The sequence below is a fragment of the Isoptericola jiangsuensis genome (genome assembly GCF_048320105.1).
GTDB classification, from domain to species: domain Bacteria; phylum Actinomycetota; class Actinomycetes; order Actinomycetales; family Cellulomonadaceae; genus Isoptericola; species Isoptericola jiangsuensis_A.
The window spans coordinates 813,105-835,979 of sequence record NZ_CP182942.1 but is presented as its reverse complement, the minus strand read 5'-3'; the positions used below and the strand labels follow the sequence as shown (position 1 = coordinate 835,979).

Sequence of the window (22,875 nt, the reverse complement as noted above, 5' to 3'; positions counted from 1 at the left end):
ATGGTGCCATGAAGACCACCAACGTCGCCGACGCCGTGCTGAAGGCCGCCCTGGACCTGTTCTCGACCCAGGGCTACGCCACGACGAGCGTCCAGCAGATCGTCGAGTCCGCCGGCGTCACCAAGGGCGCCATGTACCACTACTTCCAGTCCAAGGACGACCTGCTCTTCGCGATCTACGACCGGATGCTGACGCTGCAGAAGCGCCGCCTGGACGAGATCGTGACGCAGGGCGGAGCGACCATCGACGTGGTCCGCGCCGTCTGCGTGGACGTCGTGGAGACCTCGATCGACCTGCTGCCCGAGGGCACGGTGTTCTTCCGCAGCATGCACATGCTCACCCCTGACCGGCACCAGGAGGTCACGAGCCGTCGCCGGGAGTACCACGACGAGTTCGCGGCCCTGATCGCCCAGGGTCAGGCCGAGGGTGTCGTGCGCACCGACGTCCCGCGCTCGGTGCTGATCGCGCACTTCTACTCCGACGTGCACTACCTGTCGTACTGGTACTCGCCGTCGGGTCCCGAGACCAAGTCCGAGGTCGCGAACCAGCTCGCGGACCTCTTCCTGAGAAGCATCACCGTGGAGGACAGATGACGGCCACCCTGCGCGCCTGGCGCGTGCACCGCAACGGCGAACCGACCGAGGTCATGAGCCTCGACGACGTCGAGGTACCCCGGGTGGGGCCGGGCGAGGCGCTGGTCCGGGTGCGTGCCGTGGCGGTGAACTTCCCCGACGTGCTGCTGGCCCGTGGCCAGTACCAGGTGCGGCCGGAGCCGCCCTTCGTGCCCGGCATCGAGCTGTGCGCCGACGTCGTCGAGGTCGGCGAGGGAGTGGAGCGCGTGCGCGTCGGCGACCGGGTCGTCGGGTCGCACATCGGTGTGCTGGCGGAGCAGGTCGTGCTCCCGGCGGCGCTGCTGCACCGCGCACCCGACTCGCTCGACGACGCCCGGGCGGCTGCCCTCACGGTCGCCTACCAGACCGCCTGGTTCGGGCTGCACCGCCGTGCCGGGCTGCGTGCCGGGGAGACCCTCCTCGTGCACGCCGCGGCGGGAGGCGTCGGCACGGCCGCGTGCCAGCTGGGCGCTGCCGCCGGAGCGAGGGTCATCGGGGTGGTCGGCAGCGAGGCCAAGGCGGAGGTCGCCCGTGCCGCCGGCGCGGAGCACGTGCTGCTGCGGTCCGACGACGTCGCCGCGCGGGTCAAGGAGATCACCGGCGGCGCCGGCGCGGACGTCGTGTTCGACCCCGTGGGAGGGCCGTCCTTCGAGGCCTCGACCAAGTGCATCGCCTTCGAGGGGCGCATCGTCGTCGTCGGCTTCGCCAGCGGGGAGATCCCGCCGGTGCGCGCCAACCACGCGCTGGTCAAGAACTACAGCGTCGTCGGCCTGCACTGGGGTCTGTACGCCCAGAAGGACCCCGACCTCGTCGACGCCGCCCACGCCGAGCTCGTCCGGCTCGCCGACGCCGGCGTGCTGCGCCCGGTGGTGGCCGACGCGGTCCCGTTCGAGAAGGCACCCGAGGCGATCGAGCTGCTGGCCACCGGGACCACGACGGGCCGGCTCGTCGTCCAGGTGGCGTCGTGACCGCCGACTCGTCCACCGGTCTCTTCGACCTCACGGGCCGCGTCGCCGTCGTCACCGGGGGCGCCCGCGGCATCGGTGCGGCGTACGCCCGGGCGCTGCACGACGCCGGTGCCCACGTCGTCGTCGCCGACCTGATGGAGGCCGAGGGGCGGGCCGTCGCGGCCGAGCTGGGTGGACGGGCCCGGTTCGTGCCCCTCGACGTGACGGACGAGGAGGCCTGGGCGGCTCTCGTGACGGACACCGTCGAGACCTGGGGGGCGCTCGACGTCCTGGTCAACAACGCCGGGATCGCGAACGCCGGTCCCATCGAGCACTACCCGCGGGCCAAGTGGGACGCCGTCATCGCGGTGAACCTCACGGGCGTCTACCTCGGGTGCCGCGCCGTCGCGGCGACCATGCGGACGCAGGGTCGCGGGTCGATCGTGAACATCTCGTCCGTCGAGGGCATGCGGGGGAGCACCCACCTGCACGGCTACGTGGCCTCCAAGTTCGGCGTGCGCGGTCTCACCAAGTCCCTGGCCGTGGAGCTCGGGCAGCACGGTGTGCGGGTGAACTCGGTCCACCCCGGCTGGATCGCCACCGACATGACCGCCAGGATCGACCCGTCCGGTCTGCCGATCCCGCTGCGTCGCGGCGGCGTGCCCGGTGACCTCACGGGCACGGTGGTCTACCTGGCGAGCGATGCGTCGGCCTACGTCACCGGCGCGGAGCTGGTGGTCGACGGCGGCATGATCAACGGCGTCGGGCACCTCTGAGACATCGGGCGACCAGCCCCGCCCCCCTGCATCGTCACAACCGTGCAACATCTACGAATATGACATACCAACTAGTCGGTTTACCCGCTAGAGTGTGACCATCCGACACGAAGAGGTGCCGATGTCCAGCACAGCCCCACGACTCGAGGTCGACGGGCTCACCGTCAGGTTCGGTGGGCTCACCGCCCTCGACGACGTCAGCTTCACCGTCGGCGACGGCCAGACCGTCGCCCTGATCGGCCCCAACGGGGCCGGCAAGACCACGGTGTTCAACGCCGTCTGCTCCCTGGTCCGACCGACCGCCGGGACGATCCGCATCGCCGGGCACCGCGCGCCGGCCTCACCCACCGGCCTCGTGGCGGCCGGGGTGTCCCGCACGCTGCAGGGCCTCGGTCTCTTCGACGCGATGAGCGTCGTCGAGAACGTGCTCGTCCCCCTCACCGGCCGCAAGGGCGGGACCGACGCGCACGTCGCGGCCGCCATGGCCGTGCTCGACAGGCTCGGACTCGCCCAGCACGCCACGACCCTCGTCGCGGCACTGCCCTACCCCGAGCGCAAGCGCGTCGCGCTCGCCCGCGCGCTCGTCACCACGCCGCGCCTGCTGCTCCTCGACGAACCCGCCGGCGGCCTCGGCACCGAGGACATCGGCGAGCTCTCCCTCGTGGTGCGCGAGCTCGCCGACGAGGGCTGCTCGGTGCTCCTGGTCGAGCACCACGTCGACTTCGTCATGGGGCTCGCCGACCAGGTCGTCGTCCTGGACTTCGGCAGGAAGGTCGCCGGCGGCACCCCGGACGAGGTCCGCGCCGACCCGGCGGTCGAGGCCGCCTACCTCGGGCTGGAGGTCGCGGCATGACCACCTCCACCGACCCCGTCACCACCACCCGGACGATGCTCGCCGTCGACGGCCTCACCGTCGGCTACGCCGGCGCGCCCGTCCTCGACGGCCTCGTCCTGGACATCGCGCCCGGCGCCGTCGTCGCGCTGCTCGGCGCCAACGGTGCGGGCAAGACCACCCTGCTGCGCTCGATCTCCGGGCTGGTCGCCCCCCGCTCCGGCACGATCCTGCTCGACGGCCAGGACCTCACGGGCATCAGCGTCGAGGACCGCGCCCGTCGCGGCCTGGCCCAGGTGCCCGAAGGGCGCAGCGTCGTCGCCGAGCTCACCGTGGAGGAGAACCTGCACCTCGGCGCGCTCTGGAAGATCCCCGGACGCCGGGCCCGCCGCACCGCCGTCGCCGAGCTCTACGACCAGTTCGAACCGCTCGCGCGCCGACGCCGGTCCCTCGGCCACCAGCTCTCCGGCGGGGAGCGGCAGATGCTCGCCCTCGCCCGGGCGCTCGTCGCCCGCCCGCGCGTCCTGCTGCTGGACGAGCCCTCCCTGGGCCTCGCCCCGCGTGTCGTCGCACAGCTCATGACCACCCTGCGCGACACCGCGCAACGGACCGGGCTCACCGTCCTGCTCGCCGAGCAGAACGTCACCAGCGCCCTGTCGATCGCCGACCGCGGCGTCGTCCTCGGACTCGGGGAGGTCGTCGCCGACGCCCCCGCCGCCGCGATCGCCGCCGACCCCGCCCTCCGGCACGCCTACCTGGGGTTCTGATGGACCGTCTCGCCTTCCTCCTCGCCACCGGTGTCGCCCGTGGCCTCGTCATCGCACTCTTCGCGCTCTCGCTGGTCATCATCTGGCGGGCAGCACGCATCGTGAACTTCGCGCAGGCCGCCATGGCGGTCGTCGCCGCCTACCTCGCCTTCGCCGTCACCGGACTGACCGGGTCGTTCTGGCTCGGCCTCGTCGTCGCGGTCGTCACCGGCGCGCTCGTCGGGTTCGCCGTCGAGCGGTGGCTCATCCGGCTGGTGCCCGCCACCAACCCCCTGCCCGGGATGATCGTCGCGATCGGGCTGGTCATGGTGCTGCAGTCCGCCATCGGGATCGCCTTCGGCCCCCAGCACCGGCCCCTGCCCGCGCCTCTGTCGAAACAGCCGTTCGTCATCGGGTCCGTGCCCGTGCTCTCGCCCTACGACCTGTTCGTCCTGGTCGTGGCGCTCGCCGTCGTCGTCGGGCTCGCCGTGCTCTTCAACGCCACCACCCTCGGGCTGCAGATGCGGGCCTCGGCGATGGCGCCGGAAGTCTCCCGGCTGCTCGGTGTCCGCGTACCGCGCATGGTCACCCTCGGCTGGATGCTCTCCGCCGGCGTCGCCGCGCTCGCCGTCATGCTGCTCATCCCGACCGAGCTCGGTCTGAACGCCCACACCGGCGACATCCTGTTCGTCCACGCGTTCACCGTGGCCGTGCTCGGCGGGCTCGACTCGCCGGTCGGCGCGCTCGTCGGCGGGATCGTCGTGGGCGTCCTCATCAGTCTCGTCACCGGGTTCCTCGGCGCCGGCTTCGCACCCCTGGCGGTGCTCGCCCTGCTCACCCTCGTCCTGCTGGTGCGACCCGGCGGGATCTTCGCGGTCAAGGAGGCCCGGACAGCATGACCACCGATCGACAGCGGGTCCGCGCCATCGTGCTGCGCGCCCTGCTGTTCACGCTCCTGGCCGTCGGCGCGACCTTCGTGCTGGACGACTACCGCAACTACCAGCTCGCCGTCGTCGCCGCCACGTTCTGCGCCACCGCCGGCCTCACGCTGCTGGTCGGCCTGTCCGGCCAGCTGTCCCTCGGGCACGCCGTGCTGATGGCCGCGGGCGGCTACGGCTACGCCCTCACCGCAGCCCCCGCCGCCGAGGCCGGACTGGGCGGACCGGCACGGTTCGGTCTCGGCATCGCCGGTGCGCTCGTCCTGGCGGGTGCCGTCGGCGTGCTGCTCGGCCTCGCCGGCGCCCGCCTCAAGGGGCCCTACCTCGCGGGCCTCACCCTCGCGCTCGTGATCGCCCTGCCGGCCATCACCACCGAGGTCCCCGGCCTCGGCGGGGGACAGGGGGTCGGCGTGCCGTTCGAAGGCGTGCCCGACGCCCTGCGCGGCGTCGTCGGCGTCGAGCAGTGGCACGCCTGGATCGCCGTGGTGATCGCCGCCGTCGCCGTCACCCCCCTGGCGCTCATGCGCTCCGGGCGCTCCGGCACCCGGATGCGGGCCGTGCACGGCGACGAGACCGCCGCGCGGCTCGCCGGGATCTCCCCGGCGCGGGTCAAGACGAAGGCGTTCGTCGCCGGAGCGCTCTCCGCCGGGCTCGGTGGCGCCGTCCTGGCGATCGTCACGCAGAACGTCAGCCACGGCGCCTACGACCTCGCCTTCTCCCTGCTTCTGCTCGTCGCCGTCGTCCTGGGCGGCCTCGGCAGCATCGGCGGCGCCGCCGTCGGTGCGGTGCTCGTGGTCCTGCTGCCCTGGCTCATCGACACCGTCGTCGCCGGCGTGGGCCTGCCCGCGGACCTCGAGCAGCGCCTCGCCGGCAACGTCGCCGTCCTCGTCTTCGGTGTGCTGCTCGTCGCGGTCACCGTCGCGTGGCCAGGAGGGCTCTCACACGCCCTCGGTGGTCGCGTCAGCTCCCTCACCCACCGGCTCCGGCCGACCCGGCAAGCCCCGCAATCGCTCACAGAGAGGTGACCTCCATGCGGACCACCACCACCACCCGGCGCACCCGTGCACGCGCCACCGTCGCCGCGCTCGGCGCCACGACCCTCACCCTGACGCTCGCCGCCTGCGGCGGTGCCGACGAGGCGGTGCCCGGCGTCACCGCCGACACCATCACCATCGGCACCCACCAGCCCCTCACGGGACCTGCCGCCGCCGGGTACTCCTCGATCTCCGCGGCGACGAAGGCCTACTTCGACCACGTCAACGCCGACGGAGGCGTCCACGGGCGTCAGATCGAGTACCTCGTCAAGGACGACGGCTACAACCCGGCCAACACCCAGACGGTGGTGCGCGAGCTCGTCCAGCAGGACGACGTCTTCGCGATCGTCAACGGTCTGGGCACCCCGACCCACTCGTCCGTCCTGGACTTCCTCAACCAGAACGAGGTGCCGGACTTGTTCGTGTCGTCCGGATCGACCGCCTGGAACGACCCGGAGGAGTATCCCTACACCTTCGGCTACAACGCGGACTACCACGTCGAGGGCTCCGCGCTCGGGCAGTACGCCGCCGACGAGCACGCCGGCAAGAAGGTGTGCGTCCTCGGGCAGAACGACGACTACGGCGAGACGTTCCTCGAGGGGGCCGAGATCGCCCTCGGCGAGGACGGCATCACCGCCTACGAGACGTACGAGACCTCCAACCAGGACGTGACCGCCCAGATCGGCGCCCTCCAGGCCGCCGGGTGCGAGGTCGTCATGCTCGGCACCGTCAACGGATTCACCGCGCTCGCGGTGGGCACCGCCGCGCAGATGGGCTTCATGCCGACCTGGATGGCCGCCTCTGCGGGCGGCGACTACCCGACCCTGGTCGGATACCTCGGCGAGGACGTCGCACCGCAGCTCCTGCAGAGCTTCGTGTCCGTCAACTACCTGCCGTTCAACCCGGACAGCGACTGGGTGGAGCTCTTCACGACCATCAACGAGGAGCACAACGGCGGTGCGCCGTTCGACGGGAACACCGTGTTCGGCATGAGCGTCGGCTACACGTTCGTCGAGGCCCTGACCAAGGCGGGCGAGGACCCCACGCGCGAGTCGATCGTGGAAGCGCTGGAGTCCGGTGACGTGACGGGCAACGGTCTCGCACCGCTCGGCTACTCGGCGGACAACCACGCCGGCTACACGACCGCCGGCATCACGATCGTCGACGACGGGGTGCAGGACTTCGTCGGCACCACCTACGTGCTCGAGGGCGACGCCGTGGCACCCGCCGAGCCGGCGGCGCCCGCGGTGGAGAACGAGGGCATCCCCGCCGAGTGATCGACCGCCGGCCGGGCGATCCCGGCCGGCCCGCAGACCGACCGGACCCGGCGCGCCCCCCACGCGCCGGGTCCCGTCGTGCGTGCCCGGGCATCCCGCTGTCGCGTGGTGGACGGGGGAGAGCCGCCGGGGGTCGCCCGGGGCTGCCCGGGCAGGTCGGACGAGCCCGCCGGTGCGCGCGGGACGGGGGCCTCAGCGGACCTGACGGACCGAGACGATGCCGTGGCCGGCGTCGACGTGGCGTGGGCAGTCGGGCAGGAACCCCGTTGCGCTGGTAGAAGCGTGGGGCTCGCCGGCTTCCCTCGGCGACGGTCACCGCCGCACCGTCGACGGGTCGGGACCGCCAACGGTTCGTGCGTCCGTCGAGGGTGTCCCGCTCCCAGGCGCAGCAGCGGTACCACCCCGCGGGAGCGGAAGGGTCAGCGGCGCAGCTGGGCGCGCCCGAGGGACGCGAGGTGAACCTCGTCCGGGCCGTCCGCGATGCGCAGCGAGCGGATGCCGGCGAACATCTCCGCCAGGGGCTGGTCGCCGGAGACGCCGGCTGCCCCGAAGAGCTGGATGACACGGTCCAGGATGCGTTGCACGGCTCGCGGCACCGCGATCTTGATCGACTGGATCTCGGTCATCGCCGCACGGTTGCCGACGGTGTCCATGAGCCAGGCGGTCTTGAGCACGAGCAGTCGCAGCGCCTCGATCTCGACGCGAGCCTCGGCGACCCACTGGCGGATCACGCCCTGCTGCGACAGGGGCACCCCGAACGTGGACCGGTCGTGCGCGCGCTCGACGGCGAGCGACAGCGCGCGCTCGGCCGTGCCGAGGGCGCGCATGCAGTGGTGGATGCGTCCCGGGCCGAGCCGCGCCTGGGCCATGGCGAAACCGCCGCCCTCGGTGCCGAGCAGGTTCGTCGCCGGCACGCGGACGTCGTCGAACACGATCTCGGCGTGTCCGCCGTGGTCACGGTCGTCGTAGCCGAACACCGTCAGCGGGCGTAGGACCCGCACCCCCGGGGTGTCGCGAGGCACCAGGATCATCGACTGCTGGTGGTGCCGGTCGGCGTCCGGGTCCGTCTTGCCCATGACGATCAGCAGCGTGCAGTCGGGGCTCATCGCCCCGGTGGACCACCACTTGCGCCCGGAGACGACGTACTCGTCGCCGTCGCGGCGGATGCGGGTGCCGATCTGGGAGGCGTCCGAGGACGCGACGTCGGGCTCGGTCATGGAGAAGGCGGACCGGATGCGTGCGTCCAGCAGCGGCTCCAGCCAGCGTTCCTGCTGCTCGGGTGTGCCGAACTCGGCGAGGAGCTCCATGTTGCCGGTGTCGGGCGCGGCACAGTTCATCGCCACCGGGGCGAGGCGGACGCTCCAGCCCGTCGCCTCGGCGAGCGGCGCGTACTGCAGGTTGGTGAGCCCTGCCCCGCGCTCTGACGGCAGGAAGAGGTTCCACAGTCCTGCGGCGCGGGCCTCGGCCCGCAGCTCGTCGACGACGGGGCGGAAGCTCCAGTCCTCGGGTGCGGCGGCGAGCTGCTCGTCCAGGACGGGTTCGGCAGGCAGGACGTGGTCGTGCACGAAGGCCCGCACCGACGAGGTGAGCTCGGTGGTGCGGGCGTCGGGGGCGAAGTCCATGTCAGGCGCTCCTGGGTCGGGCGGCCGCGCGGGCGAGCCCGTCGGCCGCGAGGGGGGCGACGAGGTCGCCGATGGTGTCGAACCCGTCGCCGACGGTCTCGCCGGCGCGGTAGCGGAAGTGGATCCCCTCGAGGATCACGGCCAGCTTGTACGCGGCGAAGGCGCGGTACCACCACAGGTCCGGCACGCTCGTGCCGGACCGCGCGGCGTAGGCGTCGACGATCTCGTCGAACGCCGGGTACCCGGCATCGGGCACGACGGCGGAGACGACGGGGCCGCTGCCGGTGAGCTCGCGGATGTCCCAGTAGAGGCCGAGCAGCCCGAGGTCGACCAGAGGGTCCCCGAGGGTGGCCATCTCCCAGTCGAGCACGGCCTCGACGGTGGGCCGGTCCGCGGTGCCGCCCACGAGGGCGTTGTCCAGGCGGTAGTCGCCGTGCACGATGCCGGTGCTCAGGGTGGCAGGCACGCTCGCGCCGAGGCGGTCCTGCAGCTCGTCCAGCTCGGGCAGGTCGCGGGAGCGGGACGCGTCGTACTGGCGCCGCCAGGTGGTGAGCTGGCGTTCCAGGTAGCCGTCGGGGCGCCCGAAGTCGGCGAGGCCGACGTCGTCCGGGCGCACGGCGTGCAGGTCGGCGAGCGTCGTGGCCAGGCTGATCCCGAGGCGGTGCAGCCCGGTCGCGCTGTAGTCGCCGTTCTGCTCGGGCCGGGCGAGCACGGTCCCGCTGACGCGTTCCATGACGAAGAACGTGGTGCCCGTGACCTCCTGCGCGGCGCCGTCGTCGACCACGTCGACGGCCTCGGGCACCGGTACGCGGCTGGGGCCGAGGGCGGAGATGACGCGGTGCTCGCGCTGCATGTCGTGGGCGCTGGAGAGCACGTGGCCCAGGGGTGGGCGCCGGAGCACCAGGGGGCGTCGAGCGCCGTCCACCCGGTAGGTGAGGTTGCTGCGGCCGCCGGCGATGACCTGCGCGGTGAGCGTCGTCCCGTCCTGCGGGGCGAGCTCGGGGTGCTCGCGGGCCAGCCAGCGGGTCAGGCCGGCGCAGTCCAGTCCGGGCACGTCGGTCATCGATGACCTCACCTTCTTCCTCGGGACCGGCGTCGGTGCCGGGCCCCAGGAGCATACCGCGCGGTCGGTATGTGGAGCGAATCGTGCAGCCCGACACACTGCCTCAGCTCACCCGGTGGTGTCCGGGTTCGTGCGCCCGCACCTGCGCCCCTCACCAGCGCCGGCGCCGGCGTGCGTGCCGGGAGCAGCGGGCCGCGGGCGGGGGACGTCAGGCGACCGGCGTGCCGAGCTGCTGCTCGACGGCGGAGCGGATCGGGTCCGGGACCGCGACCGGCCGTTGCGTGGTCGCGTCGACGAAGACGTGCGTGAAGCGGCCGACGGCGACCGGCTCGTCGGTGCCGGTACGCACGATGGGCAGGTCCCAGGTGATGCTCGTGGTGCCCACACGGTGCACACCGATGACGACCTCGAGGTCGTCGGCGGGGTAGGAGACGGGGGCGTGGAACTCGCAGGAGGACGCGACGCAGTAGCCGCGCACCGCGCCGGCGGGGTCGAGCCCGGCCTCGCGGATCATCCACGTGTTCACGGCGGTGTCCATCGCCTGGTAGTAGACGGTGTTGTTGACGTGGCCGTACTGGTCGTTGTCGTTCCAGCGCAGGGCGAACGGGTGGCGGGGCCTGGTCATGGTGTCCTCTCGGTGCGCTCAGACGCGCAGCAGGTGCCGGAACGCGGAGCGCGCCGTGTCGGGGCTGGGGGTCTCGCCGGCGATGAGGTCGGCGTAGGTGAACGACTCCGACACGCGCACCAGGAGGTAGGCCAGGGCGTGCGGGTCGATGGCGCCGTCGAACGGCGTCGGTCCCAGGTGGGTGCGGACGAGGTGCTCGACCGTCGCGACGTAGCGGTGCTGGATCGGGCCGGCGGTCGTGGTGAGCAGCCGCAGGGCGCGCGCGGGTTCGCGCGCGAGGAAGGTGCGGAAGTAGTCGGCCCGGATGAGGTCGGCGGCGAAGTGGGTGAGCAGGGTGGCGACGTGCTCGGCGCCGTCCTGGCCGGCGTCGACCGCAGCCCGGCGGGCCTGGACCAGGGTCGGCACCGCGAGGGACCACAGCACCTCCGCCAGGAGCGCGTCACGGTTGCCGACCCAGCGGAAGACGGACGTCCGGTCGACGCCGAGGTCGGCGGCCAGCGCCCCCATGTCGATCCGTCGACCTGAGACGAAGGTCTCACGTGCGGTCTCGAACGCCCGCAGGGCGTCCGGATGGACGCCGGGTGCCAGGCGGGCTGAGAGCCTGGTCGGTACGGCCCGCAGGCCGATGTCGGCGATCTCGCCGGTCACGGTGAGCATGGGGGCAGCCTAGCCGTGATCGTCCCGACGGGTGCAACAAATACAAAAATGATGCAACACTGGGATCACGAGATCGACGAGGATCGGAGCGAACATGACTCTCACCACCCCGGCGGCGCCTGCCGCCCCTGCGGTACCCGACCGGCTGGACGCCGACTTCTACGGCTTCCAGGACCTCCTCACGCCCGTGGAGCAGGAGGCCGTCGGGCGCGTCCGTGACTTCATGGAGCGCGAGGTGCGCCCCCTGGCGGACGACTACTGGGAGCGGGCCGAGTGCCCCGTGCACCTCTTCAAGCCCTTCGCCGAGCTCGGCTCCGTCGGGGCCGCCTGGGACGAGACCGCGAAGTTCGAGAACTCCGCGGTGTTCCGGGGATGGGTCGGCATGGAGCTCGCCCGCGTGGACTCCTCCTTCTGCACGTTCATCGGGGTGTCCAGCGGGCTCGCGATGAGCTCGATCGGCCTCGGGGGCTCGCCCGAGCAGCGCGCCCAGTGGCTCCCCGCCATGGCCTCCGGCGACCTCATCGGGGCGTTCGGGCTCACCGAGCCGCTGTCCGGGTCGGACACTGCCCGCGGCCTGCGCACCACCGCCACCCGCACCGGGGACACCTGGGTCCTCAACGGCGCCAAGCGCTGGATCGGCAACGCCACGTTCGCCGACCTCGTCGTCATCTGGGCCAAGGACACCGCGGACGACCAGGTCAAGGGTTTCATCGTGCGCCAGGGCGCGCCCGGTTTCACCGCCACGAAGATCGAGCGCAAGCAGTCGCTGCGGATCGTGCAGAACGCCGACATCACCCTGACCGACGTCGAGGTCGCCGAGTCCGACCGGTTGCAGAACATCAACAGCTTCCGCGACCTGGCGAACGTCCTGCGCGTCACCCGCGACGGCGTCTCCTGGCAGGCGCTCGGCACCATGATCGGTGCCTACGAGGCTGCCGTGAAGTACACCAGGGAGCGCGAGCAGTTCGGCAACCCGATCGCCTCGTACCAGCTCGTCCAGGACAAGCTCGCCACCGCGCTCGGCAACGTCACCGCCAGCGTCGGCATGTGCGTCCGCGTGGCGCAGATGCAGGACGCCGGGACCCAGCGTGACCAGCACGCCGCGCTGGCCAAGGCGTTCGTCACGACCCGGATGCGCGAGACCGTCGCGCTCGCCCGCGAGGTCTGCGGGGGCAACGGCATCACCCTCGACACCGGGGTGGCGCGCTACTTCGCCGACGCCGAGGCCGTCTACACCTTCGAGGGCACCCGTGACATGAACCACCTCATCGTCGGTCGGACCATCACGGGCCACGCGGCCTTCGTGTGACCCGCCCCTACACCTCAGGAGGACTTTCATGACCGAGGCCTACATCGTGGCCATGGCGCGCTCGCCGATCGGGCGCGCGTACAAGGGGTCGCTGCGCGGCCTGCGTGCCGACGACCTCGCCGCCCGGATGGTGCGCGCGGCGCTCGACAAGGTGCCGTCGCTGGATCCCGAGCGGATCGACGACCTGATCCTCGGCTGCGGCCTGCCCGGCGGCGAGCAGGGGATGAACATGGGCCGCGTCGTGGCGGTCGCCCTCGGGCTCGACCCGGTCCCGGGGACCACCGTGACCCGCTACTGCTCGTCCAGCGTGCAGTCCACCCGGATGGCCTTCCACGCCATCAAGGCCGGCGAGGGCGACGTCTTCGTCTCGGCCGGTGCCGAGTCCGTGAGCCGCATGGTCAAGGGCTCGTCGGACTACATCGAGGGCCAGGACCTCGAGAACCCGCGTTTCGCCGGGGCGACCGAGCGCACCGCCAAGCGCGCCGTCGGCGGCGCGCCGGTGTGGACCGACCCGCGCGCCGACGGCCACGTGCCCGACCCGTACATCGCCATGGGGCAGACGGCGGAGAACCTGGCGTCGGTCTTCGGGATCACGCGCGACGAGCAGGACGCGTTCGCCGCCCGCTCCCAGCAGCGCGCCGTGCAGGCGATCGAGGACGGCTTCTGGGCCCGGGAGATCACGCCGGTCGTGCTCGACGATGGCACGGTGGTCTCCGCCGACGACGGCCCGCGCGCCGGGACCACCGTCGAGAAGCTCGCCGGCCTCGACCCCGTGTTCCGCCCGGACGGTACGGTCACCGCCGGCAACGCCTGCCCGCTGAACGACGGTGCCGCGGCACTGGTGATCGTCTCGGGCCGCGTGGTCGAGGAGCTCGGCCTGCAGCCGATCGCGCGGATCGTGTCCACGGGCGTCACCGGGCTGTCCCCGGAGATCATGGGCCTCGGTCCGGTCGGGGCCAGCAGACAGGCCCTGGACCGAGCCGGCCTGACGATCGACGACATGGACCTGGTGGAGATCAACGAGGCCTTCGCCGCGCAGGTCATCCCGTCGGCGCGCGAGCTGGGCATCGACGAGGACAGGCTCAACGTGCACGGCGGGGCCATCGCCGTCGGGCATCCCTTCGGCATGACCGGGGCGCGCATCACCACCACGCTGCTCAACGGCCTGGAGACGACCGGCGGTCGCTACGGGCTCGAGACGATGTGCGTGGGCGGTGGCCAGGGGATGGCGATGGTGCTCGAGCGCCTCTGAGCCCCACCTCTCGAACCACCGGACGACGACGGATCAGGTCGGCACCTCGGGATCTGGTCGGCAGTTCAGACTGCCGACCAGATCCCGAGGTGCCGACCTGATCGAGTCCGCGGCTAGGCCGCGGGGACGTAGAGCGCCAGCGTCTGCGCGACGAGCGCCGGCTTCTCGGCTCCCTCCAGCTCGACGGTGACCGTGGAGGCCAGCCGCACGCCCTGACCGGCGGGTTCGGCGCCGGTGATCTCCACCGTGGCACGCACCCGCCCGCCGGCGGGCACCGGGGTGAGGAACCGGACCTTGTCGAGCCCGTAGTTGACGGCCATCGCGGTGCGCCCGACCTCGACGAGCTCGCCGGTGAGCCTCGGCAGCAGCGACAGCGTGAGATACCCGTGGGCGATGGTGCCGCCGAACGGGCCGTGGGCGGCCCGGTCGGCGTCCAGGTGGATCCACTGGTGATCCTCGGTGGCGTCCGCGAACGCGGTGATGCGCGGCTGCTCGACGGCGAACCACTCGCCGGTGGCCCGCTGGCCGACGGCGTCTGCCAGCTCTGCGGGGCTCTCGACGACGATCCGCTCACCCGTCCTCGCGCTCATGCGCGCGGCCCGCCCGCCACGTAGAGGACCTGGCCGCTGGTGAAGCCGGCCTCCTCGGAGCAGAAGAACGACGCCGCCGCGGCGATGTCCTCCGGCTGCCCGACGCGGCCCACCGGCACCTCCTTGGCCATGTGGGCCAGGAAGTCCTCCAGCGGCACACCGACCCGCCGGGCTGTCTCGGCGATCATGTCGGTGGCGATCACCCCGGGGGCGATCGCGTTGGCGGTGACGCCGAACTTGCCGAGCTCGATCGCCAAGGTCTTGGTGAAGCCCTGCATACCGGCCTTGGCCGCGGAGTAGTTGGCCTGGCCGCGGTTGCCGAGCGCCGAGGTGCTGGACAGGTTGACGATGCGGCCCCACGTGGCGTCGATCATGTGCTTCTGCACCGCCCGGGTCACCAGGAACGCGCCGCGCAGGTGGACGCCGAGCACGGCGTCCCAGTCGTCCGTGGACATCTTGAACAGCAGGTTGTCGCGCAGGATGCCGGCGTTGTTGACCAGGATGGTCGGCGCGCCGAGCTCGGCGACCACGCGTTCGACGGCGGCTGCCACTGACTCCTCGTCGGCGACGTCGACGCCGACGCCGATCGCGCGGTGGCCGTCGGCGGTGAGCTTCGCGGCGGTCTCGGCGGCGCCGTCCTCGAGCAGGTCGAGGACGGCGACGGCGTGGCCGTCGGCGGCGAGGCGGGCGGCGACGGCGGCGCCGATGCCGCGGGCGCCTCCGGTGACGATCGCGACGCGGCTGGTGGAGGCTGTCATGCGGGGTTCCTCTCGTCGAAGGTGATGAGCTGGCGCAGCTCCTCGCCGGCGGCGAGGCGGTCCAGCGCGCGGGGCAGCTCGTCCAGCCCGATGCGGGCCGAGACGAGTCGTTCCAGCGGCAGTCGTCCTGCACGCCAGAGTTCCACGTAGCGGGGGATGTCGCGGCTCGGGACGGCCGAGCCGAGGTAGGAGCCGACGACGGTACGAGCCTCGGCGGTGAGGCTCAGCGGGGAGATGCTCGCCCGTGCGTCCGGGCCGGGCAGCCCGACGGTGACGGTGCTGCCGCCGGGTGCGGTCAGGGCGTAGGCGGTCTCGAAGGCGCGGGCGTTCCCGGCGGCCTCGATGACGACGGGGGCGCGGACACCGGCATCGGTCGCCCCGGCGGGGGTGAGTGCCCGCACGGCGCCCAGCTCGCGGGCCAGGTCCAGTTTGCTCGGCACGGTGTCGACGCCGATCACCTCGTGCCCGAGCGCGATCGCCACGAGCAGCGCGGCCATCCCGACGCCACCGAGGCCGACGACGGCGACGGTGTCGCCGGTGGCCGGGCGGCCGGCGTTGAGCACGGCGCCCCCACCGGTGAGCACGGCGCAGCCGAGCAGGGCGGCGACGTCCGCGGGGACGTCGTCGGGCACGGGCACGACGGACGTGGCCGAGACGACGGCGTGGGTGGCGAAGGCGCTCACGCCGAGGTGGTGGTGGACGTCGTGGCCGTCGCGGTGCAGGCGCCGGGCGCCGCCGACGAGCTCGCCGACGGCGTTCGCCGCCGAGCCGGGGCTGCACGGCAGGCGACCGTCGGTGGCGCAGGCGGCGCACTGCCCGCAGCGGGGCAGGAACGTCATGACGACGCGGGCTCCGACGGGGATCTCGACGCCCGCGCCGGCGGTCTCGACGATGCCGGCGGCTTCGTGACCGAGCAGCATCGGGGTGGGGCGCACCCGGTTGCCGTCGACGACGGACAGGTCGGAGTGGCACAGCCCGGCGGTCTCGATCCGCACGGCGATCTCGCCGGGGCCGGGCGCGTCGAGCTCGAGCGGGCCGATGGTCAGCGGGCGGGACTCGCTCCAGGGCGCGGGTGCGCCGCAGCGTTCCAGCACGGCACCGGTGATCTGCACGGGTACGACCTCCTCGTCGTCGGACTGTGCGATCAGCATACCGACCACGCGGTATGCCGGGAAGCCGGACGCCGTCGCAACCGTCGGGGCGTCCGTCCGGCAGGGGTGGGCCCAGGGCGGTCGCGCGCCGGTCGCGAGGGTCGATCAGGGGGTGTCGCGAGGCGCAGGAGGCGGTCGCCGCGCCCCTGAGCAGCCCGGTTGACAGCCGATGACGGCGGGCGTGTACTAGAGGTGTTCGAACAGGTGTTCGAACAGTAGCGCCGGTCAGCCCGACCGACAGCACCACCGCCGGGAGGAGGGCCGTGTGAGCGTCGTCCCCGAGGTCCCGACCCGGACCGCCCGGACCGGCCGCGCGGAACGGCACGCGCAGGCGCTCGCGGCACTGCGCAGCGCCGAGCACGGGTACCGCCGCGGTCCGCTCCCGGACCGAGGTGCTGCCGAGCCCCCCGATGCGGTCCGGGTGGCGCCGCCGCGGACGGAGGCACCGGCGCCCCGGCCGCGTCGCTCCGTCGCCGAGTCGTCCCGGGACGGGACGGTGGCGCGTCCGGTCCATCCCGCGCTGGCGTCCCTCCTGCCCGGCGGGGTGCTGCCGGTCGGGGGAGTCCTCGCCGTCCAGGGATCCACCAGCCTGCTGCTCGGCCTGCTCGCCACGCCCTCGCACGAGGGCGCCTGGACCGCCCTGGTCGGCGCGCCCGCCGTCGGGCTGCTCGCCGCCGCCGACGCCGGTATGGCGCTCGGGCGCACCGTCGTCGTCCCGGCGCCCGGCCCGGATGCTCCCGTCGCGCTCGCGGCGCTGCTGGACGGCATGGACGTCGTCGTCGTCGGTCCGGCCGCCGTGCTCGACGACGTCGACCGGCGCCGGCTCTCCGCCCGCGCCCGTCAGCGTGACGCCGTCCTCGTCTCGACCGTGCGCTGGCCCGGCGCGCACGTCACGCTCGACGCCCGCGGCGGGAGCTGGTCCGGCGCGGACGCCGGGGCCGGCTGGCTGCGCCGGCGGACGCTCAGCGTGCTGCGCACCGGGCGGGGTGCGGCAGCACGACCCGTCGAGATCGACGTCGAGGTGCCGCTCACGGTGTCCCGCACCACGGTCGCCAGCACGGTCGCCAGCACGGGTGCGGCAGCCCCTGCCCGGGCGAAGCCGACCGGACAGCACCTGAGGATCGCATGAACGGCCGTGCGCCACGGAGCGTCCCCGCCGCGACCCGCACCGCGGTGCTGTGGGTCCCCGACTGGCCGGTGGTCGCCGGCCTCGCCGAGGCAGGGCTCGACGCCCACGTCCCCGCCGCCGTCCTCGGCGCACCCTCCGGCGGCGGGACGCGCGCCGGACGCAGCGTCGTGGCCACCTCCGCCGTCGCCCGCACCGCCGGGGTGCGCCGCGGCATGCGACGGCGCCAGGCCCAGGAGACGTGCCCCGACCTGGTGCTCCTCGAGGTGGACGACGCCCGGGACGCCCGGACCTTCGAACCGGTGGCCCTCGCCGCCGAGACCGTCGTCGCCGGGCTGGAGATCGCCCGCCCCGGCCTGCTGCTCCTGCCCGCCGACGGCGCCACGCGCTACCACGGCTCCGAGAGGGCCCTCGCCGAACGGCTCGTCACGGCCGTCGCCGACGCCGGGCACGAGTGCCAGGTGGGCGTCGCGGACGGTCTGCTCGCCGCCGTCCTGGCCGCACGGGAGGACGCCGTCGTACCGCCGGGCGGCTCCGCGGCCCGGCTCGCCGGACGTCCCGTCGCCGACCTCGTGCACGCCGTCTGCGACCCCGGTGTCGTCACCGCCGTCCGCGAGGCCGTCGGCCTGTGGGGGCGTCTCGGGCTGCACACCCTCGGCGACCTCGCCGCGCTGCCCGCCCCGAGCGTGACCGCACGCTTCGGGGACCTGGGCACGTGGGCGCACCGGCTGGCGCGCGGCCAGGACGAGCGCCCGCCCGCCCGACGGCGCATCGACGCCGACCTCGCCGTGGCCACCGACCTGGACCCGCCCGCCGACCGGGTCGACGTCGCCGCCTTCGCCGCCCGGCGTCTCGCCGAGGAGCTCCACACCCTGCTGGTCGCCCACGGCCTGGCCTGCGCACGCCTGCGCATCACCGCCCGCACGGCCTCCGGCGAGCTGGAGCGCCTGTGGCGCACCGACGCCGCGACCGGTGGGCTCGACGCCGGGCGCATCACCGACCGGGTGCGCTGGCAGCTCGAGGGCTGGCTCACCGACGCCGCGCTGCGCCGCACCGGCACCGGCGTCTCCCCGCACGTCGAACCGGTGGTGCACCTGGCCCTCGCCGCCGAGGACGTCGCTCCGGCAGGGACGCACCAGCCGAGCCTGTGGGGGCCGGACGCCGGCGGGGACACCCGTGCGCGCCAGGCGCTGGACCGCGTGCAAGGACTCCTGGGCGGCGACGGCGTGCTCGCCGTCCGACTCCAGGGCGGGCGCGACGCCCGCTCCCGCGTCCGGCTCGCGCCCTACGGCGAGGAGGACGTCCTCGCCCGGGACCCCGACCTGCCGTGGCCGGGCGCGCTGCCCAGCCCCGCACCCGCCGTCGTCCTGCCGGACCCGAGCCCGGCCGTCGTGGTCGCCGCGGACGGACGCGCCGTCGTCGTCGACGCCCGGCTCGCCCTGAGCGGCGCCCCCGACCGCGTGCGCTGGGGCGAGGGGGAGCGCGCGGTGGTCGGCTGGGCCGGTCCGTGGCCGCTCGCCGAGCGCTGGTGGACGCCGGACCCGGTGCGTCGTGTCCACCTGCAGGTGGTGCTCGACGACGGCCGCGGGCTGCTGCTCGCCCAGGTCGGCGGCGTGTGGCAGGTGGAGGCGCTCTATGACTGAGACGCCGCGGTACGCCGAGCTGCACGCCCACTCGGCGTTCAGCTTCCTCGACGGCGCGTCCCACCCCGCCGAGCTCGCCGCGGAGGCGGACCGGCTCGGGCTGGAGGCGCTCGCCCTGACCGACCACGACGGGCTCTACGGCGTGGTCCGGTTCGCCGAGGCGGCGCGCGCCGTCGGGCTGCCCACCGTGTTCGGCGCGGAGCTGCACCTGCCCGCCCCGACACCCGGGGGACTGCCCGTGCTCGACGAGCCCACCGGCGTCCCCGACCCGCGCGCCACCCACCTGCTCGTCCTGGCCCGCGGCGCCGACGGCTACCGGAACCTGTCCCGTGCCATCGCCACCGCCCACCTCGAGGCGGGGGTCAAGGGCAAGGCGCGCTACGACCTCGACCGGCTGGGCGAGGAGGCCGGCGGGCAGTGGCTCGTCCTGACCGGCTGCCGCAAGGGGGCGGTGCGGCGCGCGCTCGACGGCCCCGGACCCGATCCGTGGCGTGCGGCGCGCACCGAGCTGGACCGGTTGACCGACGTCTTCGGCCCGGACAACGTCGCCGTGGAGATCACCGCCACCGCCGACCCGCGCGACGCCGGACGGCACGACGCCCTGGCCGACCTGGCCCGCCAGGCCGGCCTGCCGCTCGTGGCCACCACCGCCGCGCACTACGCCCGTCCTCGCGACGCCGACCTGGCCGGTGCGCTCGCCGCCGTGCGGGCGCGTTCCTCGCTGGACGACCACGACGGCTGGCTGCCCGGAGCGCCGACGGCGCACCTGCGTTCGGCCGGCGAGATGGCGCGGCTGCACCACCGGCATCCGCAGGCCGTGCCCACCGCGGCGGACCTGGCCGCCGAGTGCGCGTTCGACCTGCACCTCGTGGCCCCGAACCTGCCGCCCTACCCGGTGCCCGGCGGGCACGACGAGGCGAGCTGGCTGGCCGAGCTGGTGCGCCGCGGCGCCACCGAACGGTACGGCCCGCGGCCCGGTCCGGGACAGGCGGAACGGGTGCCCGGCGCGTGGGCGCAGATCGACCACGAGCTGCGCGTCATCACCCAGCTCGGGTTCCCGGGGTACTTCCTGGTCGTCTACGACCTGGTGGAGTTCTGCCGTCGCGAGGGCATCCTGTGCCAGGGACGGGGGAGCGCGGCCAACTCGGCGGTCTGCTACGCGCTCGGCATCACCGCCGTCGACGCCGTGACCCACGGGCTGCTCTTCGAGCGGTTCCTGGCGCCGGAGCGGGACGGGCCGCCCGACATCGACGTCGACATCGAGTCGGTGCGCCGTGAGGAGGTCATCCAGCACGTCTATGCGCGGTTCGGCCGCACCCATGCCGCACAGGTCGCCAACGTCATCTCCTACCGACCACGCTCGGCGGTGCGCGACGCCGCCCGGGCGCTCGGGTACGACGTCGGGCAGGCGGACGCGTGGAGCAAGTCGATCGAACGGTGGGGGTCGCTGCGCGGGCCGGACCCGGCGAGCCCGGCCGCGGACCGTGCGGTCGGGGCTGCGCGCGCCGTCGGAGGAGCCCCGGAGCCCGTGACGCGCCGGTCCCTCAAGGAGGCGCACGTCGCGGAGCTCTGGGAGGGGCAGCCGGTGGACGGCCGCGTCGTCGACCCCCTGGCCGCCGACGCGGAGGGGCGAGACGCGCCACGGCGTGCCGACGACGCGCACGACGTCGTCCCCGCCCGGACCCCGCCGTCGGCCGAGCAGGAGGGCACGATCCCCGCCGCGGTGGTGGACCTGGCCGACCGGTTCCTGCGGCTCCCGCGGCACCTGGGCATCCACTCGGGCGGCATGGTGATGTGCGACCGGCCGGTGATCGAGGTCTGCCCCGTGGAGTGGGCGCGGATGGAGGGCCGCACGGTGCTGCAGTGGGACAAGGAGGACTGTGCGGACGCCGGTCTGGTGAAGTTCGACCTGCTGGGGCTCGGGATGCTCACGGCGATCCGGTACGCGTTCGAGGCCGTCGAGGCCCGTGGCGGCCGGCGCCTGGAGCTGCACACGCTGCCGCCCGAGGACCCGCGCGTGTACGACCTGCTGTGCGCCGCCGACACCGTGGGGGTGTTCCAGGTGGAGTCCCGCGCCCAGATGGCGACGCTGCCGCGGCTGCGGCCCCGCACCTTCTACGACGTCGTGGTGGAGGTCGCGCTCATCCGCCCCGGTCCGATCCAGGGACAGTCGGTGCACCCGTACATCGAGCGTTCCCGTGGCCGTGAGCCGGTCACCTACCTGCACCCGCTGCTGGAGCGGTCGCTGAAGCGCACCCTCGGCGTGCCGTTGTTCCAGGAGCAGCTCATGCAGATGGCGATCGACGTCGCCGGGTTCAGTCCGGCCGAGTCGGACCAGCTCCGCCGGGCGATGGGTTCCAAGCGGTCCGTGGAGCGCATGGAGGCGTTGCGCGAGCGGCTCTACGCCGGGATGGCCGAGCGGGGGGTCCCGCCGCGGACCCAGGAGCAGATCTACGACAAGCTCAAGGCGTTCGCCGACTTCGGGTTCCCGGAGTCGCACGCCTACTCGTTCGCGTTCCTGGTCTATGCGAGCTCGTGGCTCAAGGTGCACGCGCCGGAGGCGTTCTACGCGGGGCTGCTCGCGGCGCAGCCGATGGGGTTCTACTCCCCGGCGTCGTTGGTGGCCGACGCCCGCCGGCACGGCGTGCGGGTGCTGCGCCCGGACGTCAACGCCTCGGGTCCGCTGGCCGGTGTCGAACGGCTCGACGGCGCGGACGGTGTGGACGGTGCGGTGCCTGGTGCAGCGCCCAGAGCGGGCGGGGACGAGGGCGGGAGAGAGGAGGATCACGGCGGGGTGGGGTTGGTGGGCCTCGACGTCGACACGTCCCTGGCGGTGCGGCTCGGGCTGGGCGCGGTCCGCGGGCTCGGGTCAGACGTCGCCGAGGCGATGGCGGCCGAACGGGAGGCGAACGGTCCGTTCGGCGACCTGCACGACCTGGTCCGCCGGGTCGACCTGTCCACCGCACGGTTGGAGGCGCTGGCCACGGCGGGCGCGCTGGAGTCCTTGGGGGTGAGTCGCCGTGCGGGCCTGTGGGCGGCCGGCGCGCTCGGTCAGGAAGGCCCGGACACGTTGGCGGGCGTCAGCGTCGGCGTCGAGGCCCCGCCGCTGCCGGACATGGACCCGCTCGAGATCGACGTCGCCGACGCCTGGGCCACCGGCATCACGCCGGGCTCGACCTCCCCGCTGGAGCACGTGCGTGCCGGGCTCGACCGGCAGGGCGTGCTCACCGTCGACGCCGCGATGCGTACCGAGTCGGGGCGGCGGGTCGCCGTCGGGGGAGTCGTCACCCACCGGCAGCGGCCCGGCACCGCGGGCGGTGTGACGTTCCTGTCCCTGGAGGACGAGACCGGCCTGCTCAACGTCATCTGTTCGCCCGGGCTGTGGCGCCGGTTCCGCACGGTGGCGCGCGGTGCGCCCGCGCTCGTGGTGCGGGGGCGGGTCGAGCAGGCCGACGGTTCGGTCAACCTGCTCGCCGAGCACCTCGCCGTGCTGCGCCTGCCGGTGACGACCCGGTCGCGGGACTTCCGCTGACCGCGCCGTGCGCGGCCCGACGGCGTTCGCGCCGGCCGCGGGCGAGCTCGGTCGCCAGGGCGTCGGGCGGTTGGGCGAACGGGTCCTCGAAGGTCGCGAGCCAGCCACGCACGACGTCGAGCCCGCCGTCGTCGACGGCGTACAGACGGCGCGTCCCCTCGGCGCGCACCCGGACGAGCCCCGCCTCGCGCAGGACCCGCAGGTGCTGGGAGACGGCGGGCTGGGAGATGGGGGTGGTGGCCTGGACGGCGGCCACCAGGGTCCCCGCGCTCGCCTCGCCCCGGCCGTGCAGCAGCAGGAGCAGCCGACGGCGCACGGGGTCGCCGAGCGCGGCGAACACCCGGTCCGACGCCGGCAGGTCCGTCTCCCGGTCCGCCGTCACCCCG

21 protein-coding genes are annotated in these 22,875 nt (G+C 73.8%); 13 read left to right on the top strand and 8 right to left on the bottom strand.

Features of this window, described 5'->3' with window-relative positions:
• Positions 1-8 precede the first annotated feature (8 nt).
• The 8 genes from ACNHYB_RS03920 to ACNHYB_RS03885 all read left to right on the top strand — a co-directional run bounded on the left by ACNHYB_RS03920 (position 9) and on the right by ACNHYB_RS03885 (position 7,161).
• Positions 9-593, top strand: a complete 585-nt coding sequence (locus ACNHYB_RS03920) for a TetR/AcrR family transcriptional regulator (RefSeq protein WP_418277071.1) — start codon at positions 9-11, stop codon at positions 591-593.
• Positions 590-1,579: an NADPH:quinone oxidoreductase family protein gene (locus tag ACNHYB_RS03915; protein WP_418277070.1), complete on the top strand. Its 990-nt coding sequence runs from the start codon at positions 590-592 to the stop codon at positions 1,577-1,579. Before ACNHYB_RS03920 ends, ACNHYB_RS03915 begins: the two co-directional genes overlap by 4 nt.
• Positions 1,576-2,334, top strand: a complete 759-nt coding sequence (locus ACNHYB_RS03910) for an SDR family NAD(P)-dependent oxidoreductase (protein WP_418277069.1) — start codon at positions 1,576-1,578, stop codon at positions 2,332-2,334. Before ACNHYB_RS03915 ends, ACNHYB_RS03910 begins: the two co-directional genes overlap by 4 nt.
• A 121-nt stretch (positions 2,335-2,455) precedes the next feature.
• Positions 2,456-3,187, top strand: a complete 732-nt coding sequence (locus tag ACNHYB_RS03905; protein WP_418277068.1) for an ABC transporter ATP-binding protein — start codon at positions 2,456-2,458, stop codon at positions 3,185-3,187.
• Positions 3,184-3,933: an ABC transporter ATP-binding protein gene (locus tag ACNHYB_RS03900; protein WP_418277067.1), complete on the top strand. Its 750-nt coding sequence runs from the start codon at positions 3,184-3,186 to the stop codon at positions 3,931-3,933. Before ACNHYB_RS03905 ends, ACNHYB_RS03900 begins: the two co-directional genes overlap by 4 nt.
• Complete coding sequence (locus ACNHYB_RS03895) at positions 3,933-4,811, top strand: branched-chain amino acid ABC transporter permease (protein ID WP_418277065.1); 879 nt, start codon at positions 3,933-3,935, stop codon at positions 4,809-4,811. The genes ACNHYB_RS03900 and ACNHYB_RS03895 overlap by 1 nt, the downstream gene beginning before the upstream one ends.
• Entirely contained in the window at positions 4,808-5,875 is a 1,068-nt protein-coding gene (locus tag ACNHYB_RS03890; protein WP_418277064.1) for a branched-chain amino acid ABC transporter permease, read from the top strand. Before ACNHYB_RS03895 ends, ACNHYB_RS03890 begins: the two co-directional genes overlap by 4 nt.
• Before the next feature lie 5 nt (positions 5,876-5,880).
• The gene (locus ACNHYB_RS03885) at positions 5,881-7,161 is read left to right on the top strand and encodes an ABC transporter substrate-binding protein (RefSeq protein ID WP_418277063.1); all 1,281 of its coding nucleotides are present in this window, start codon (positions 5,881-5,883) and stop codon (positions 7,159-7,161) included.
• A 419-nt stretch (positions 7,162-7,580) separates the two neighbouring features.
• On the opposite strand, the gene ACNHYB_RS03880 is transcribed toward ACNHYB_RS03885, so the two are convergent.
• From ACNHYB_RS03880 to ACNHYB_RS03865, 4 genes are all read right to left on the bottom strand, one after another.
• Positions 7,581-8,783, bottom strand: coding sequence for an acyl-CoA dehydrogenase family protein (locus tag ACNHYB_RS03880; protein ID WP_418277062.1), 1,203 nt, complete (start codon positions 8,781-8,783; stop codon positions 7,581-7,583).
• 1 nt (position 8,784) lies between these two features.
• Entirely contained in the window at positions 8,785-9,846 is a 1,062-nt protein-coding gene (locus ACNHYB_RS03875) for a phosphotransferase family protein (RefSeq protein ID WP_418277061.1), read from the bottom strand.
• Positions 9,847-10,054: 208 nt separating this feature from the next.
• The gene (locus tag ACNHYB_RS03870; RefSeq protein ID WP_418277060.1) at positions 10,055-10,471 is read right to left on the bottom strand and encodes an acyl-CoA thioesterase; all 417 of its coding nucleotides are present in this window, start codon (positions 10,469-10,471) and stop codon (positions 10,055-10,057) included.
• Between the two features lie 18 nt (positions 10,472-10,489).
• A complete protein-coding gene (locus ACNHYB_RS03865) occupies positions 10,490-11,128 on the bottom strand; it encodes a QsdR family transcriptional regulator (RefSeq protein ID WP_418277059.1) in 639 nt (212 codons plus the stop codon).
• A gap of 94 nt (positions 11,129-11,222) precedes the next feature.
• On the opposite strand from ACNHYB_RS03865, the gene ACNHYB_RS03860 reads away from it, so the two are divergent.
• Together ACNHYB_RS03860 and ACNHYB_RS03855 are read left to right on the top strand one after the other, a co-directional pair.
• A complete protein-coding gene (locus ACNHYB_RS03860; RefSeq protein ID WP_418277058.1) occupies positions 11,223-12,437 on the top strand; it encodes an acyl-CoA dehydrogenase family protein in 1,215 nt (404 codons plus the stop codon).
• 28 nt (positions 12,438-12,465) lie between these two features.
• Complete coding sequence (locus ACNHYB_RS03855) at positions 12,466-13,689, top strand: acetyl-CoA C-acetyltransferase (RefSeq protein WP_418277057.1); 1,224 nt, start codon at positions 12,466-12,468, stop codon at positions 13,687-13,689.
• A gap of 113 nt (positions 13,690-13,802) precedes the next feature.
• On the opposite strand, the gene ACNHYB_RS03850 is transcribed toward ACNHYB_RS03855, so the two are convergent.
• Genes ACNHYB_RS03850 through ACNHYB_RS03840 form a run of 3 tightly spaced genes read right to left on the bottom strand, consistent with a single transcriptional unit; the run spans position 13,803 to position 16,149 of the window.
• Positions 13,803-14,279, bottom strand: coding sequence for a MaoC family dehydratase (locus ACNHYB_RS03850; protein ID WP_418277056.1), 477 nt, complete (start codon positions 14,277-14,279; stop codon positions 13,803-13,805).
• Positions 14,276-15,037 carry a 3-oxoacyl-ACP reductase FabG gene (gene fabG, locus ACNHYB_RS03845; RefSeq protein WP_418277055.1) on the bottom strand — a complete coding sequence of 254 codons (762 nt, stop codon included), beginning with the start codon at positions 15,035-15,037 and terminating at the stop codon, positions 14,276-14,278. The genes ACNHYB_RS03850 and fabG overlap by 4 nt, the downstream gene beginning before the upstream one ends.
• On the bottom strand, positions 15,034-16,149 hold the full coding sequence (locus ACNHYB_RS03840; RefSeq protein ID WP_418277989.1) for a zinc-binding dehydrogenase: 1,116 nt from the start codon (positions 16,147-16,149) through the stop codon (positions 15,034-15,036). Before ACNHYB_RS03840 ends, fabG begins: the two co-directional genes overlap by 4 nt.
• Before the next feature lie 304 nt (positions 16,150-16,453).
• On the opposite strand from ACNHYB_RS03840, the gene ACNHYB_RS03835 reads away from it, so the two are divergent.
• The 3 genes from ACNHYB_RS03835 to ACNHYB_RS03825 are packed head-to-tail and all read left to right on the top strand — an operon-like array spanning position 16,454 to position 22,489.
• The gene (locus ACNHYB_RS03835; RefSeq protein ID WP_418277054.1) at positions 16,454-17,317 is read left to right on the top strand and encodes a hypothetical protein; all 864 of its coding nucleotides are present in this window, start codon (positions 16,454-16,456) and stop codon (positions 17,315-17,317) included.
• Positions 17,314-18,957: a DNA polymerase Y family protein gene (locus tag ACNHYB_RS03830; protein ID WP_418277053.1), complete on the top strand. Its 1,644-nt coding sequence runs from the start codon at positions 17,314-17,316 to the stop codon at positions 18,955-18,957. The genes ACNHYB_RS03835 and ACNHYB_RS03830 overlap by 4 nt, the downstream gene beginning before the upstream one ends.
• Positions 18,950-22,489, top strand: coding sequence for an error-prone DNA polymerase (locus tag ACNHYB_RS03825; RefSeq protein ID WP_418277052.1), 3,540 nt, complete (start codon positions 18,950-18,952; stop codon positions 22,487-22,489). The genes ACNHYB_RS03830 and ACNHYB_RS03825 overlap by 8 nt, the downstream gene beginning before the upstream one ends.
• Here the strand turns inward: ACNHYB_RS03825 and ACNHYB_RS03820 are convergent.
• A complete protein-coding gene (locus tag ACNHYB_RS03820; protein WP_418277051.1) occupies positions 22,419-22,871 on the bottom strand; it encodes an ArsR/SmtB family transcription factor in 453 nt (150 codons plus the stop codon). The two genes, ACNHYB_RS03825 and ACNHYB_RS03820, sit on opposite strands and share 71 nt — an antisense overlap.
• Between the last annotated feature and the right edge of the window lie 4 nt (positions 22,872-22,875).

Excerpts from the sequence above, each read along its gene's own strand:
- ACNHYB_RS03920 (WP_418277071.1), top strand. The coding sequence starts at position 9 with ATGAAGACCACCAACGTCGCCGACGCCGTGCTGAAGGCCGCCCTGGAC.
- ACNHYB_RS03915 (WP_418277070.1), top strand. The coding sequence starts at position 590 with ATGACGGCCACCCTGCGCGCCTGGCGCGTGCACCGCAACGGCGAACCG.
- ACNHYB_RS03905 (WP_418277068.1), top strand. The coding sequence starts at position 2,456 with ATGTCCAGCACAGCCCCACGACTCGAGGTCGACGGGCTCACCGTCAGG.
- ACNHYB_RS03900 (WP_418277067.1), top strand. The coding sequence starts at position 3,184 with ATGACCACCTCCACCGACCCCGTCACCACCACCCGGACGATGCTCGCC.
- ACNHYB_RS03895 (WP_418277065.1), top strand. The coding sequence starts at position 3,933 with ATGGACCGTCTCGCCTTCCTCCTCGCCACCGGTGTCGCCCGTGGCCTC.
- ACNHYB_RS03890 (WP_418277064.1), top strand. The coding sequence starts at position 4,808 with ATGACCACCGATCGACAGCGGGTCCGCGCCATCGTGCTGCGCGCCCTG.
- ACNHYB_RS03885 (WP_418277063.1), top strand. The coding sequence starts at position 5,881 with ATGCGGACCACCACCACCACCCGGCGCACCCGTGCACGCGCCACCGTC.
- ACNHYB_RS03880 (WP_418277062.1), bottom strand. The coding sequence starts at position 8,783 with ATGGACTTCGCCCCCGACGCCCGCACCACCGAGCTCACCTCGTCGGTG.
- ACNHYB_RS03875 (WP_418277061.1), bottom strand. The coding sequence starts at position 9,846 with ATGACCGACGTGCCCGGACTGGACTGCGCCGGCCTGACCCGCTGGCTG.
- ACNHYB_RS03870 (WP_418277060.1), bottom strand. The coding sequence starts at position 10,471 with ATGACCAGGCCCCGCCACCCGTTCGCCCTGCGCTGGAACGACAACGAC.
- ACNHYB_RS03865 (WP_418277059.1), bottom strand. The coding sequence starts at position 11,128 with ATGCTCACCGTGACCGGCGAGATCGCCGACATCGGCCTGCGGGCCGTA.
- ACNHYB_RS03860 (WP_418277058.1), top strand. The coding sequence starts at position 11,223 with ATGACTCTCACCACCCCGGCGGCGCCTGCCGCCCCTGCGGTACCCGAC.
- ACNHYB_RS03855 (WP_418277057.1), top strand. The coding sequence starts at position 12,466 with ATGACCGAGGCCTACATCGTGGCCATGGCGCGCTCGCCGATCGGGCGC.
- ACNHYB_RS03850 (WP_418277056.1), bottom strand. The coding sequence starts at position 14,279 with ATGAGCGCGAGGACGGGTGAGCGGATCGTCGTCGAGAGCCCCGCAGAG.
- fabG (WP_418277055.1), bottom strand. The coding sequence starts at position 15,037 with ATGACAGCCTCCACCAGCCGCGTCGCGATCGTCACCGGAGGCGCCCGC.
- ACNHYB_RS03830 (WP_418277053.1), top strand. The coding sequence starts at position 17,314 with ATGAACGGCCGTGCGCCACGGAGCGTCCCCGCCGCGACCCGCACCGCG.
- ACNHYB_RS03825 (WP_418277052.1), top strand. The coding sequence starts at position 18,950 with ATGACTGAGACGCCGCGGTACGCCGAGCTGCACGCCCACTCGGCGTTC.